The organism is Sulfurimonas sp., assembly GCF_028694605.1.
Lineage (GTDB): Bacteria > Campylobacterota > Campylobacteria > Campylobacterales > Sulfurimonadaceae > Sulfurimonas.
Map to the genome: position 1 here is coordinate 27,026 of NZ_JAQVKP010000013.1, position 14,747 is coordinate 41,772.

Consider the following 14,747-nt stretch of genomic DNA (forward strand, 5'->3'; position numbering starts at 1 on the left):
TTTGTTTAATGTTTGATGTAAAGTCCAAGCACTTCAAACTGAACATACCAGATAGCAAGCGAAGCAAAATAACCTACTAAAATAGTCCATGCGTACTTCATATGCGAACCAAACGTATAGATTCCCGGGAGTTTGCCCATAACGCCGACACCCGCTGCCGAACCAAAAGAGATAAGCGAACCGCCTACTCCGGCAGTCATTGTTACCAGCATCCACTGGTCAAGTCCCATATCAGGGTTAGCCTTTAGAATCGCCGACATGACAGGAACGTTATCTACTATAGCAGAGAGAAAACCAACTCCTATGTTTGACCATGTAGGACCAAGAACCGCCGGATCATAGACCACCGCCGCAAGTCCAAGCCAGCCCACAAAGTAGAGCGCTCCGACCGCTGCCAAGATACCGAAGAAGAAGAGAAGCGTATTGTTCTCAATCTTTGCGATGGAGTGAAAGATATTGAAGTGAGAATTATGCACTTTTTTAAGTCTGTAGGCATAAAGCTTAAGCAGAGAGAGACCAAAGAGCATACCCCACATTGCAGGCAAATGCAACACTTGATGTGATAAAACCGCACATACGATGGTAAATACTCCAAGTCCGATAACTACTTGAGCACCATGCATCATCTCAGGCTTTTTCTCGGTAGTCGCATCAAAAAACGGTGTCTCATCCGGTACAAATCTACTTAAGAGATATCCCGTTACAAGAAAACCTCCGATTGAAGCGGGGAATAGGAATAGGAAGTCAATAAACTCACCTTTGCCCGCTGCCCATGCCATAAGGGTAGTGATATCTCCAAAAGGACTCCATGCACCGCCGGCATTTGCAGCTACGACTATATTGATAGCTCCGGGAACCAAGAAAGAGGCCTTGTTGCGCTCAATGGTGATAAGAACAGTAGAAAGTATAAGTGCTGTTGTTAGGTTGTCTGCAACAGGAGAGATAAAAAATGCCAATAGCCCCGTTGCCCAAAAAAGCTTTTTATAGCTGTACCCTTTAGAGACAAGGTTGTATTTTAGTCTGTCAAAGACACCCATATGAATCATTGATTCGATAAAAGTCATAGCAACGAACAAGAAGAAGAAAATCTCTGCAATTTCTAATATAATATGCTCAACCTGCGTATGAACTAGGTTCATATCCATACTGTTCACGGCATAGTAAAATGCTACGAGTATAAACAAAAATGTCCCGGTAAATAGAGCCGGTTTGGCTTTATCTATATGGTACTTCTCCTCCGCGGCAACAAAATAGTAGCCGATAACAAATATAACAAGAGAAGCGATTCCCACCCATGTAAACGTCAAATCCGGTATAGCGCCTCCATCCGAACTCCCACCGCTTGCGTAGGCAAACCCAAATCCAAGAAACAACAGTATCAACAACCTAATCATTTTCATCCTTTTGTATAAAATGTACCCCGACAGACTCGTCTCTCGCTAATGCAGCAAGGACAATCTCTCTTGCGCTAAGCAAACGAAATTTGAGTAGTTTACCAATTTTTTCATTCAAAAGAGCATTAATCTGCTCTAATGCACTCTTTAAACCGCTTTTTGTTCGAACAATGGAGACATCCTCCCACATAATACGGCGAAGCAGATTTTTCTTCTCCTTATCCTCTTTGTAGCTCATCACCTCATCAGCGACTTCAAACACAACACTCTTTTTTTGCTCTTTTTTACTCAAAAGATGTGCAACCGCTCTTTTTCCAAAAACAAGACCCTCTAAGAGCGAGTTAGAGGCAAGTCTGTTTGCTCCGTGTACTTTTGTGGAAGCAACCTCACCTACGGCATAAAGAGATTTTACGCTTGGCACTGCACCATTAATATCTGTTTTAATCCCACCTATAGCATAGTGAAATGCCGGAGATATCGGAACGCGCTGCTTTGGCACATCAAAACCTAAGTCTTGAAGATTTTTATATAGATTTGGAAAGCGTTTTGTAAAATAAACATGCTCAAAATTTTTAAATGACAGGTAAGTCTGCATCCCTGTTTTTTTATGGTGATCGTAAATCGCTTTGCTTACGATGTCTCGTGAAGCAAGTTCGCCTCTTTCGTCATAATCAAAAAGAAATCTTCTTCCGTTCTCATCTTCAACCGTAGCCCCTTCACCTCTTAGAGCCTCAGTAAGAAGCAGTTTTTGCGCAGAGTTGTTATCCACAAAAACAGTCGGATGAAACTGCATCATCTCCATATCTGCAAGTTCTATCCCCTTCATCACGCAAAGCCCCTGCATGTCGGCACTGATACAAGGCGCATTGGTATGATAAGCATACAAAGAACCTACTCCGCCGCTTGCAATGATGACATTATCCGCATAAATATTGCGGCTCTCTCTATGGTCAAGAACCGTTACGCCGTAACATTCGCCATCTTTTATAAGCAAATCTACTACTCTGGCATCTGTTAGCATCGGGTGAGGATTTTGCTGTAGTAAAAAGTAGTGCATATAGCGACCCGTTGCATCGCCTCCCGCATGAAGAATCCTCTCTTTGGAGTGAGCTGCTTCTTTGGTGTAGAGAAGTTTGCCGTCTTTGTCTCTGTCAAACTCAAAGCCGCGCGCTATCAAATCATCTATAATCGCCTTTGAGTTCTCACTAAGAACCCTTACTGCCATTTCATCGCAAAGACCGGCTCCCGCATCAAGTGTATCTTTGACATGAGAAGGGATATCTTCTGCGTCAATAGCCAGAGCGATACCGCCCTGTGCGTAAAAACTGTTGCACTTAAAAGTCTCTCTTTTGTTGATAATGAGGACTTTTTTATCACGAGGCAGATGCATGGCGGCATAAAGCCCCGCTACGCCGGCTCCCACTACAATGACATCATATTTCATTTTTGTGCAGTTTCGCTTTCATTATTATCAATCTTTGGCTTTTTGATAATAAACTTGATATTATCATCACCATTTGGTGCTCTCTCCTGATAGTAAGGGTCGGCTTTATACCCGCATCCGCTTAGATTAAGCAAAAAGATTGCTATAATTACTCCATGAAAAACGCTGCTCAGATTATAGATTCTCTTCAAAGTCAACCTCAATTTTCCAGACTCTCTTGGCATAAATGCATGCAAAGAGTCCAATCTATGTTTACACCGCCGGTTCAGAAAATGATTAACTTCACCTATATCAAGAACAAAACACTTTTTTTTGTATTCAATCACCCCGCTGGGAAACAAGAGTTTGATAATAATATACAAACTATTAAAAGCGCTTTAAAATTCTACATGCCGCCGGAGTGCATGGAAGAAGATACACCTCTTTTTAACGACATTAGAGCTTTTGTTACACATACGCCAAGAAAATCATCGCAAGAGCCAAAGTTAAGAAAAGAGGTTTACAAAGAGCGTTCAAACGGCAATTTTGAGATACCTATAGAAGATGAAAAACTTCATGCAATTGCGTTAAGCATCCAAAAAATCATCAAAGAGATAAAAAACAATGACACTTGAAGAGAGCATAAAACAGCTTCCCGACTCCGCCGGAATTTACCAATACTTTGATATAAACGGACGGCTTTTATATGTAGGAAAAGCAAAAAGTTTAGCAAAAAGAGTAAAAAGCTACTTCTACTTTAGTCCCAAACTAAGAGTAAATCCAAATCTCTCAAGCAGAATCTCAAAGATGATTTCGCAAACCGTCTCACTTAACTATATCGTTGTCAACTCTGAACACGATGCGCTTATTCTTGAAAACTCTCTTATTAAGCAGTTGGTGCCAAAGTACAATATTTTGCTTCGTGATGATAAAACCTACCCATACATTTACATCGATTATGGGCAAAAGTATCCCCGTTTTGAGATAACAAGAAAGATTATCAAATCCTCAACCATAAAGTATTACGGTCCCTACTCCGTTGGAGCGCGCGATATCTTGGACTCTGTCTATGAACTCTGCTCTCTTGTACAAAAAAAAGGTTCTCTCGCATCAAAAAAACTTTGTCTCTACCATCAGATAGGCAAATGCCTTGGTCCTTGTGAATTAGAAATCCCGCAAGAACGTTATCAAAAAGAGATTGATTTTGCCGCAGAACTTATCCAAAATAAAAAAACACTCCTTAAAAAACTTGAAGAAAAGATGCTCTTTTATGCAGAGAATTTGCGTTTTGAAGAGGCAAAAGAGATTCGTGACAGATGCGAGCGTATAAGCCGTTCCGAGGTAAAAAGCGAGATAGATTTTGCAAGCAAAGAAAACTACGATATTTTCGCCATAGCCCATACAGAGGCAAAAGCTGCCGTTGTTCGTATCTTTATGCGTGATGGAAAAATCATCTCCTCCTCTCATGACACTATCGCACTACATGAGGGATGCGATGCCGATGAACTCTACTCTCGGGCTCTAATGGAATTTTATGCACACGGCAAACCGCCTATCATTGCGCCTATTTTAGTAGCCTCTGATTTTGAGGGCAAAGAGATTTTACAAGAACATCTCACTGCTCTTTTTGAAAAAAAAGCTACCGTTCACATTCCAAAAACGGGTAAGAAAAAACAGCTTATCGACTTAGCACTGCTCAATGCAGCCGAACTTCTAAAAAAAGAGTTTGCATACAAAAAGAACGGTATTGAAGAAGAAATAAAGAATCTTTTTGGATTTCAAAGGACACCGGAGCGTATCGAGATTTTTGACAACTCACATATGTCAGGCATGGCAACAGTCGGCGCTATGGCAGTCTATGCCAACGGAGCATTTGATAAAAAAAGCTATCGCATCTATCATCTAAGCGCAAAGGATGAGTATGGACAAATGCGTGAAATGCTCACAAGGAGGTGTGAGGGTTTTGAAAAAAATCCGCCGCCGGATTTGTGGGTACTTGATGGCGGAGCAACACTGCTTCATCTTGCCCTTGAAATTCTAGAGTCACATGGACTTTTTTTAGATGTTATCGCCATCGCAAAAGAGAAAGTTGATGCTAAGGCACACCGTGCAAAGGGAAAGGCAAAAGATATCTTGCACTCAAAAGAGAGCATTTTGAAACTTCAAGAGAGCGACAAGAGACTTCATTTTGTACAAAAACTAAGGGATGAAGCACATAGATGCGCTCTCAATTTCCATAAAAAAACAAAATTAAAACATGATCAAGAAAGCAAACTTCTCACCCTCAAAGGGATATCACAAGCCAAAATCATCAAACTTCTCAATCATTTTGGGACGTTTGAAGCACTCCGCGAAGCTAGCATCCAAGAGATAAGTTGCGTTTTAAACATAAAAGATGCAAATATAATAAAAGATAGCTACTTATAAGTTTTTTTTTAAACTATTAATGCTATATTTAGCGGATTTTGTGATTTTTGACAATAAACAGAGGTTTTCATGAGTAAAGTTGTACCAAAAAATGAGGAGTACCTTTTTGAGGGAAAAGTAGCCATCGTTCAGACTGATTTGAGTGGGAATATTACTTTTGCCAACAGAAAGTTTTGTGAAGTCTCCGGCTATACACTAGGGGAACTTCTAGGCAGTAACATCAACATAACAAAACATCCCGATACACATGAGTCTATTTTTGAGAAGATGTGGAACACTTTAAAAAGTGGGCAAGTTTATAACGGTATGCTTAAAAATCTACGCAAAGATGGACTCTACTACTGGATAGATATTGAAATTGCCCCTATTTTCAACAAACAAGATCAGATGACAGGGTACATCTCTGTCAGTAAACCTTCTCCGAGAAAAAATATTCAAGAAAATGAAAAATTGCAACAAAATAGCGATAATCGCTAACAAAGGGCACCAATGCTAATTTATAATCATAAAAAAGAGTTTGTAGGGATAGACGAATCTAGCCTTAAAGCCATCGGATTCTCTAGTATAGCAGATATGCGTACGGAAGCCGCAGATTTTGCGGATCTTTTTACTAAAACACCAGGTTATATCCATAACTTCAAGCATGTTCACTGGATTGACTATATAGCGTGTAACGACAGCGGTATGGATGCAAAAGCGATTATCGGCGCAAGAGACAAGAAATTTACTGCAAACATTGCTATAAAAACAATCTACCTTGCCGACAATCCTGCGCAAAAAGCTTTCATCGTCGAACTTATAAACCTCAGACCGCTCTCCGGTGCGCAAGAAGCACAAATCATTGCTACTGCACCAATGCAAAAAGTCACACCTCGAAATGTAACTCCACTTAAAAAAGAGCCAGTTTATGAGAGCCTTAGCCCAAATATCATCAAAGATTCTTATGAAGACACAACCTATGAACCGACACCTGAAATACAAAACAAACCACGTAACATTAAGATTGAAATAGATGATTTACTGGCAGAAACGCCCGTTGTTCTAAAGCCGGAACTCCCTGCTCAAGAGAGCAGAAAAGAGCCGTTGCCTGAAGTAAAGCAAGCGCTTGCCGAAGAGAACCCTTTTGACAGCTATATTTTTGACCCAAATGTTGCATCACATGATTTAGGACTGCCGCTTGATTTGGTAGAAGAGTTCGTCCAAGACTTTATCGCTCAGGCAAACAGCTTTAAAAATGATCTCTACAGCTCTCTTGCCAACGGAAACATGGATGCTCTTAAATCCCAATCCCACAAACTAAAAGGGGTTGCGGCAAACCTTAGAATTGAAGATGCGCTTGATGCACTGAAAATTATCAACACATCCCATGACGAGTATGAGATAAAAACAAACCTTGACAGATTTTATAAAATTATCAATAAGCTCTCAAAAAACGAAACTTCTGATGTTGTCATTGAAAAAGCGCCAATTGAAACAGCAGAGACAGATACTCTTATTTTATCTTTTAAAGATGAGCCGCTTACAACACAGTTAAATCAAATCAACGATGCAGATGTCCCTGATACAATAGAAATCCCTGAGCTGGCGGATGATGATTTTTTCAGCTCTTCCACACTCTCTGAAGATGCAAACAGTGTAGATTTATCGGTACACGAAGAGTCCCTTGAAAAAGATGAAAGTCCTAAAGTTGTCATTCATTATGACAAAAAGAAAATAGCCCATGAAATAGGCTTGGATTTAGAGAGTTTTAATGAGCTTTTTGAAGACTATCTTGCTGAAACAAGCGAGATAATAAAAGAGATGGACAAAGCAATACAAAAAGGCGATTTGTCCGGCAGTAAAAGTGCTGCTATCAAAATTAAAGGGATGAGTGACAATATGAGAATTCATGAGTTCGATACATATTTAGAGGGCATCATCAATGCCAAAGATGATGAGCAAATCAAAGATTTAGTGGCACAAACAATCGCTACTTTAACACTTATATCAAAAACAGAAGGTAAATAATGCAGCTGGGACTAAAAAACAGATTAAGACTTATCAGTCTTCTTCCTATTGTCATACTTTTTGCAATAACGAGTTATTATGTTTATACATCGTTTTTAGGGTTCAACGCAGCGCAGCATCTCCAAAACAGATTAGAGCAAAACGGAAAGCTTAATGAAATTATTCATAACGTTGCTCGTGAGCGTGGTATGAGCGCAATGTATCTCGGAAACAAGACGGAAAATATCCTCAAATCACTTCAGGAACAGAGAAAAGTTGTTGATCAAAAAGTGGAGAGTTTTCTCCAGTTTGCCCAAGGCAGCAAAACGTTCCATATAGATTCCAAAAGCAGTAACAAATCAACGAGTGAGGTTGATACCGTCATCGCAACCGTTGCTAAGATAAGAGCCGTAAGACCGCTTGTAGATGTCGCCAGCATTGGACCTAAGGAGTTAATGGACGCTTATATTGCGGCACAGTCAGTTTTCATTAAGCAACTTACTCAAATTACAGAAAACCAGATAGATAAAGAGGTAAGTGGGCTCTACTCTATTTATATTGCAATGGCAAATGCGAAAGAAGCTTCAGGGATAGAGAGAGCGCACATGGCATATATCCTCTCTCACTCGACGGTACTTGAGGGTGAGGATTTAAGCAAGTGGCTTTCTCTTATCGGTAGGGCTGATGCAATCAACTACAAAGAAGCTCAAGACAAAGAGCTTATAAAAGAGTTGGACAAAATTTTCAAAAACGAAGAAGCTCAAGAACTTTTTGAAGAGATTAACAATGAGAGAACTGCCATTATCTCAGCTGCAAAAAGTGGTGAATATGAGATTACCTCCGGAGTCTGGTTTACAATGCTCTCTGAGAAAATCAACATTATCGCTCAAGCAGAAGATTTGCTTTCAAGCATAATGAACAAACGATCAAAAAAAATACAGGATGAATCGCTTCAAGTTCTAATCGTTACTTTTACGGTGTGGTTTATTTCAATTATTCTTGCAGTTTTGGGATACATACTAGCTAACGAGATTGCAAAAAACATCAAAAGTCTTGAACACGTTTTAGAAACAGTTACAGGTGACTATGACTCAAAAGGGAAAAAAATCAACCTTCATACGGCAGAAGGTACAAACTTAGCCTACCAACTTCTTGAGGATATTATTGAGCAGACTAAAAAAGATAAAATTTCTGCACAAGAAGCAAGTGAGGCAAAATCCATGTTCTTGGCAAATATGTCACATGAGATTCGAACACCTCTTAATGGAATTGTCGGATTTACTGAACTTCTCAAAGATTCAGGACTTCAAGAAGAGCAGAGCGAGTTTGTCGATATCATCGAAAAAAGTTCGGAAAATCTTCTTGAGATTATCAATAACATCCTTGACCTCTCAAAAATTGAGAGCAACAAACTTGAAATTGAAAACATTGCATTTAACCCTATCTTAGAATTTGAGAGTGCAGTTGAAGTTTATGCTGTCCGTGCGAGCGAAAAACATATTAATCTTGGATGCTTTATCGATCCAAGTCTTGAGTTTCCTCTCAAAGGCGACCCAACCAAACTTAAAGAGGTTATCATCAACCTACTCTCCAATGCGGTTAAGTTTACAAACAATGGCGGTTCTATCAACGTCAGTATCAGAAAACTCGCATCAGAAAAAGCTGGCAAAACAAGAGTTAAGTTTGAAATTCAAGATAGCGGTATAGGCGTAACAAGTGAACAAAAATCCAAAATCTTTGAAGCATTTTCTCAGGCTGACACTTCCATTACGCGTAAATATGGCGGAACCGGTCTTGGACTTACAATATCTAGTAATTTTGTTGAGCTGATGGGTGGCAAGCTCGACCTTGAGAGTACGGTAGGCGAAGGTACGACTTTCTTCTTTGTGCTTGATTTTGATGAAGTGGAGACACTAAGTGAGAGCTCACAGGGTAATTTTAATACGTTAAAAGCGCTTATTTTGAGCGATTCCTACAAAATTAAAAAACAAGACAAGTACCTAAGAGAATATCTTGACTATTATGGAGTTGCGCACACAACATTTACAGATATATCTAAAATAAACCTTCTCTCTCAAGATACAACTTACAATCTTCTCTTTGTCGATTATGACTATACAAATGAAGAGACATTACGTGAATTCTCAAAGCTTCCACAGCGTCTCATCGTTCTAACAAAATCAAATCTTATGAAGCGGATAGATTCCCTCGGACTGGATATCTTTAAGATACTTTATGAACCTATCCACGCCTCTAAAATCAAACAGGCGCTTGAAAACTATATTGCATCATATGCTGTAATACAAGTTGCCAAAAAAAGAGCTCGCAAGAAATTTGACCTTAACAAATCAAAGTTTGTTGCGAATGTACTGGTAGCAGAGGATAATGTTATCAACCAAAAACTTATCCAAAGAACATTAGAGGATTTAGGACTTAGCGTAACCATAGCAAACAATGGTCTTGATGCGTTTCAAAAGAGAAAAGATGGAAAGTTTGATCTTATCTTCATGGATATACAAATGCCATTTTTAGACGGGGTGGAAGCTACTGCAGAGATTTTAGAGTGGGAGCAAGACTACAGACAGCCTCACACTCCTATTGTCGCACTTACAGCAAATGCACTTAAAGGGGATAGAGAGAGATTTTTAGCCGCCGGACTTGATGAATATACGACAAAACCTCTTGTGCGAACAGAAATTATCTCCGTGCTTAACTTGTTCCTTTCTGACTTTATCGTTGAAGCAGATGATTTAATAGCTACTCCGAATGATAAAACTTTACACGAAACAAGCATAGAAGAGACTCTAATAGAAAAAATTAATGAAGCTGCACAGCACCATACGACAGCAACGGAATATAGAGCCGATGTGCTTATAGCGAAGAAAAGCAGCTTTGAAACAAAACTTTATACAAAAGTAATTGAGTCTGTGGATGGCTTAACGTACGAGGTTGCATCTTCACTCGTTGACTTTCAAGAACTTATCAGCAACTACTCTTACAAAGTAGTTCTCTTTGATAAAGAGTACAACAATCTTGACGTTGACGCAACCGCAGCAACAATAAGACATCTCAGTGCCTCCAACGGTCTTAAGTCACATATCGTGCTAGTAGATGATTCGGTGCAGAAAAACAGCACTCAGTATATAGAAAAAGTGGATGAGATTATAGACAACGTTGTTACTAGAGATATGCTAAAATCCATTTTTGAAAAACATGCCAAATAAGGAAACTAAATGTCAAAAGAGCTTACTATACTTGCAGTCGATGATGATTTGATAAATTTAAAGCTTTTAAAATCAATGCTTACAAAAAACCCAAATGTTAAAGAGGTAATTGAAGCGAAAAATGGAGCTGATGCAATCGGCTTTATCAAATCAAGAAACGACATCGACCTTGTTCTGTTGGATATCATCATGCCTATTATGAATGGCTTGGAAGTTCTTAGAGTTGTGCGTTTGGATGAGAACATCAAGCAAACTCCGATTATAGTTCTTACAACTGATGAAACAAAAAAGACAGAAGCTCTTGAACTTGGGGCAAACAGCTTCTTGATGAAGCCCATCAGAAGCACTGAACTTAACGAAAAGATAGAGTCACTTCTTGTTTAGACAAGAATGTGACTTATAACCTCTTCGATTCTGCTTACCGGAATGATTTCTAAAGACTCTTTAACTTCATCCGGGATATCTTCCAAGTCTCTCTCATAATTTTTTATCGGGATAAGTACTTTACTCATCTCCGCCTTATGTGCTGCTATAAGCTTCTCTCTTAAACCTCCGATTGGCAGTACATCACCACTCAGTGACACCTCTCCGGTCATAGCGATTTCTGAACGCACTTTTCTACCGCTCAATATTGATGCAATAACACTTACAAGGGCGATACCTGCACTAGGACCATCTTTTGGTGTTGCACCGTCTGGTACATGAATATGCAAATCATAGCGCTTATAAACCTCGCTTATATCAACTTTCGCCTTATCTTCTATCTCTTTTGGCGAAAGCGGGAGATTTTTCGTATCAATTTTAAGCTTTTTCGTATCGATAAGCGTTTTGACAACACTATAAGCTATATGCGCCGACTCTTTCATCACATCGCCCAAACTTCCGGTTAGCTGCATACTTCCTTTGCCCTTTATGCGAATACTCTCAATTTTGAGTACATCACCGCCGACAGCGGTCCATGCCAAACCATTCACAACCCCAACCACGGGAATTTTGTCTGTTTTTTCTATCTCAAAAACTGTTTTATCAAAATAGTCTTTGAGATTTTTTACCGTTAGAGAGATTTTTGATACCTCAGGATGCTCTAAAATCTCACGTGCAACTTTTCTTGCCATGTTAGCGATGCGGCGGCGAAGGTTACGCACACCTGCTTCACGTGTATAGCTATGGATAAGCTCTTTGAGTGCAACTTTTGAGATAGTAACTTCTGATTTTTTTAAGCCATGCTTTTTAAGCTCTTGCGGCAGAAGATATCTTAAAGCTATCTCATACTTCTCTTGCGGCGTGTAGGAGCTGATACCGATAAACTCCATTCTATCGCGCAAAGGTGCGGGGATATTGCCTACATCATTTGCTGTTGCTATAAAGATAACTTTAGAGAGGTCAATGTTAAAGTTGAGATAGTAGTCCCGAAACTCACTGTTTTGCTCAGGGTCAAGTATCTCCAAAAGTGCAGCGGTTGGGTCACCACGCCCACTTCTTGCCACTTTGTCAATCTCATCTAGCACAACCACGGGATTCATCTTTTTAGCACTGATAAGCCCCTGCACAATGCGTCCAGGCATAGCGCCCACATAAGTTCTTCTATGTCCCCGCAGCTCATTGACATCTTCTAATCCTCCAAGCGCTACACGAACAAGGGGGCGCTTAAGCGCTTCGGCTATAGAGTTGGCAAGCGATGTTTTGCCCACCCCCGGAGGTCCCCAAAAACATAAAATCGCACCGGAATTGTTTTTGATGCCTCGCAGCTCCATTAGCTCTTTGACGGCAAAAAACTCTGCGATTCTCTCTTTTGGTTTCTCAAGCGAAAAATGGTCTTTGTTAAGCTGTGCTTCCACTTCACTTATTTTTAGCTCTTTTTTGCTCTCATCTCCAAATGGAATCTCTAATGCCCAGTCAAGATATGTCTGCGTCATAGAAGCATCGGATGAGTCGGGATGCATGCGGGAGTAGCGCTCTATTTGTTTGCTCACTTCCTTGTACGCCTCTGCACTCATCTTCTCTTTTTTTGCTTCAAGTTTTTTTCTATACTCTTCAAGCTCCTCTTCTCTTGAAGTATCGCTTCCAAGCTCTTTTTGAATCTGTTTGAGCTGCTCTTTTAAAAAGTACTCTTTGTTTACCTTTTCTATGTGCGTATGCACCTTGGAGCGAATCTCTTTTTGGAGTTTGTTTGCCTCTATCTCATCAATGATATGCTCTATAAGCTCTAAAAATCTCTTTTCCGTATTTGACTCAACAAAGAGTGCATACGCCTGCTCTTTTTTGAGCTTAACAGTGGAGCAGATAAGATCAATGATGCGGTTATGGTCGTGGTTCTCCTCTATGGTACGAAGCAAATCAGGTGGAAAATAGTTGCTTACGGCAGCAAGCTTTCTCACTTTTTCACGCAGTATCTCCAAAATCGCATCAATCTTTATGGAGTTGACACTAGTTGCTTCTATGATGTTAACCGTTGCAATAAGCGGATTTTCGCTTACCTTTGCGTAAGTTTTTGCGCGTGCAAGACCTTGAAAAAGAACTTTTACTCTTCCATCCGGAAGTGCCACTTTACGCATAACAGAGCCTACAACACCTGCATCATAAAGCGCTTCATAGCTTCTCTCTCCCTCATGAGATGGTTTTGTAGGACACACAATCACCAAAGAACCCTCTTCAATGGCTTTTGCAGCTGCTTTTATGTTGCTCTCATCACTTAAAAAAAGCGGCGCAATCATAAAAGGATATAAGAAAATTTCATCTTCTGCAATAACAGGTATATTTGCGGGAAAATTACTATAATCACTTAGCTTCATAACTACTTTTCTCCCTTTGCGGCACTAGAAGAGAATGGATTTAAAAAATCATACCAACTTGAGCCGCTCTCTTCTTTTGTTTTTGGTTTGGCTTCTTTTTTGTTTGCAAACGGATTTAAAAAATCATACCAGTTAGAGTTCTTTTGCGTACTCTTCTCTTTTTTAATTACCACTGATTTTATCACGACCGACTCATTATCATCCTGCGCTTTGATAGAGTTTCTTGATACGACACTTTGCGTATCGGGCACCATAAAACCATACCAGCTCTCTTTGCCGTCTCCCTCAAACCACGCTCTATACCAAGGTATTTTTGCCCTGTCAAGTTCTTCTGATACAATCCAATACTGAGGATTTACATCTCTGTAAAACTGTGCACTTCTTGGCTTGTCAAGTCTATCATAGAGGTCTGATATCTCCTCGTTTAAAACAAATTGTGCAAGGTAAAGACGCACAAGCATTGTGTTAACGACTTCATAATACATAGAGTTAGGATAGTTTTGCTTAAACGCCTCACCTTGCGTTATAGCCTCATCTATAAGCACCTGATCGCGTCTTGGATGCGGAAGAGCTTTGTACTTGGCTTTAATCTTTAAAAACTCCGCATCCTCTTTCTCGTTTGGCGTTGCGTAACGCTTGATATACTCATCCAAAAAATGTTCACTCAGGAGATACTCTTCGTGTTGCATATGTGCCAAAGCAAGAATCATTGTTGCCTCGGGAAGCAGAGGTGAACCGATATGTTCCCCTTGAAGTGAGCTATAGTAAGTATCCGCTTTTTCCAAGTCACCCTTAGAGACCTGCTGAACTATTTTTGAGTACCAGTATGCTGCCGGTTTGTTATACTCTTCAACGGTATCTTTGGAGCAACTGGTAAAAAGCAGTACAAGTGCCGCAATAACCGTAAGTGCGTAGTTTTTCAATGCCATTATATAAAATCCTAATTCATAGATAAGGTGTTATTCTATCCAAAAGATGTATAACGCGCATTAAACTAGGTATATTTTATGCTTTAAGTGTTACAATTGACAAAAAAGAAGAGGAGTTTTGATGAAATTTGATATTTGTGCACCTATTTTAGGCTTTGAAGGCGTCAAGCAGATATCGCTTGAAAAGATTGACGACAACTTTATGAGGATGATTTCAGCAGAGGATTCAAATATCTCTTTCACGCTTATCAACCCTTTTGCCCTCAGAGAGTACGATTTTGAGATTCCAAATAGGACACAAGAACTCCTCGGCGTAGATGAAAAATCAAATATCTTAGTTTTAAACATCTTACTTATCCAAAACCCCATTGAGGAATCACTTGTTAACTTTATAGGACCGATGGTTTTTAACACAGACACCCAAAAAGCCGCACAAATAATCCTCTCAGAATCCACAAAATACGGCGTTGCTGAGAAGATTTCCGTTTATTTGAAAAAATAAACTTCTTCTTTATTTTCTAGATTGCCTCGCGCAATCTAAACCAAAACACCCATTTTCTCAAACTTCACAA

General features: G+C 39.7%; 12 protein-coding genes. 7 read left to right on the forward strand and 5 right to left on the reverse strand.

The window, feature by feature from the left end:
* Window positions 1-5: 5 nt before the first annotated feature.
* From nhaD to PHY84_RS08855, 3 genes are read right to left on the reverse strand one after another with little or no spacing between them, the layout of a single operon-like run.
* On the reverse strand, window positions 6-1,394 hold the full coding sequence (nhaD, locus tag PHY84_RS08845) for a sodium:proton antiporter NhaD (protein ID WP_299859020.1): 1,389 nt from the start codon (window positions 1,392-1,394) through the stop codon (window positions 6-8).
* Window positions 1,387-2,838, reverse strand: coding sequence for an L-aspartate oxidase (gene nadB, locus PHY84_RS08850; protein WP_299859021.1), 1,452 nt, complete (start codon window positions 2,836-2,838; stop codon window positions 1,387-1,389). Before nadB ends, nhaD begins: the two co-directional genes overlap by 8 nt.
* Window positions 2,835-3,029 carry a hypothetical protein gene (locus PHY84_RS08855; protein WP_299859022.1) on the reverse strand — a complete coding sequence of 65 codons (195 nt, stop codon included), beginning with the start codon at window positions 3,027-3,029 and terminating at the stop codon, window positions 2,835-2,837. Before PHY84_RS08855 ends, nadB begins: the two co-directional genes overlap by 4 nt.
* 57 nt (window positions 3,030-3,086) lie before the next feature.
* On the opposite strand from PHY84_RS08855, the gene PHY84_RS08860 reads away from it, so the two are divergent.
* The 6 genes from PHY84_RS08860 to PHY84_RS08885 all read left to right on the forward strand — a co-directional run bounded on the left by PHY84_RS08860 (window position 3,087) and on the right by PHY84_RS08885 (window position 10,838).
* On the forward strand, window positions 3,087-3,452 hold the full coding sequence (locus PHY84_RS08860; RefSeq protein WP_299859023.1) for a hypothetical protein: 366 nt from the start codon (window positions 3,087-3,089) through the stop codon (window positions 3,450-3,452).
* Window positions 3,442-5,244 (forward strand): excinuclease ABC subunit UvrC, encoded by a 1,803-nt coding sequence (uvrC, locus tag PHY84_RS08865; protein WP_299859024.1) that lies wholly within the window; start codon window positions 3,442-3,444, stop codon window positions 5,242-5,244. Before PHY84_RS08860 ends, uvrC begins: the two co-directional genes overlap by 11 nt.
* A gap of 69 nt (window positions 5,245-5,313) precedes the next feature.
* Window positions 5,314-5,721 (forward strand): PAS domain S-box protein, encoded by a 408-nt coding sequence (locus PHY84_RS08870; RefSeq protein WP_299859025.1) that lies wholly within the window; start codon window positions 5,314-5,316, stop codon window positions 5,719-5,721.
* A 12-nt stretch (window positions 5,722-5,733) separates the two neighbouring features.
* Complete coding sequence (locus tag PHY84_RS08875) at window positions 5,734-7,251, forward strand: Hpt domain-containing protein (RefSeq protein ID WP_299859026.1); 1,518 nt, start codon at window positions 5,734-5,736, stop codon at window positions 7,249-7,251.
* Complete coding sequence (locus PHY84_RS08880) at window positions 7,251-10,454, forward strand: nitrate- and nitrite sensing domain-containing protein (RefSeq protein WP_299859027.1); 3,204 nt, start codon at window positions 7,251-7,253, stop codon at window positions 10,452-10,454. Before PHY84_RS08875 ends, PHY84_RS08880 begins: the two co-directional genes overlap by 1 nt.
* Window positions 10,455-10,463: 9 nt before the next feature.
* Window positions 10,464-10,838, forward strand: a complete 375-nt coding sequence (locus tag PHY84_RS08885; RefSeq protein ID WP_299859028.1) for a response regulator — start codon at window positions 10,464-10,466, stop codon at window positions 10,836-10,838.
* Here the strand turns inward: PHY84_RS08885 and lon are convergent.
* Window positions 10,835-13,246 carry an endopeptidase La gene (gene lon / locus PHY84_RS08890; RefSeq protein ID WP_299859029.1) on the reverse strand — a complete coding sequence of 804 codons (2,412 nt, stop codon included), beginning with the start codon at window positions 13,244-13,246 and terminating at the stop codon, window positions 10,835-10,837. The genes PHY84_RS08885 and lon overlap by 4 nt on opposite strands.
* Before the next feature lie 2 nt (window positions 13,247-13,248).
* Complete coding sequence (bamD, locus tag PHY84_RS08895; RefSeq protein ID WP_299859030.1) at window positions 13,249-14,175, reverse strand: outer membrane protein assembly factor BamD; 927 nt, start codon at window positions 14,173-14,175, stop codon at window positions 13,249-13,251.
* Window positions 14,176-14,296: 121 nt separating this feature from the next.
* Between bamD and fliW the strand changes: the two genes are divergently transcribed.
* Window positions 14,297-14,677: a flagellar assembly protein FliW gene (gene fliW, locus PHY84_RS08900; protein WP_299859031.1), complete on the forward strand. Its 381-nt coding sequence runs from the start codon at window positions 14,297-14,299 to the stop codon at window positions 14,675-14,677.
* Window positions 14,678-14,747: the final 70 nt, after the last annotated feature.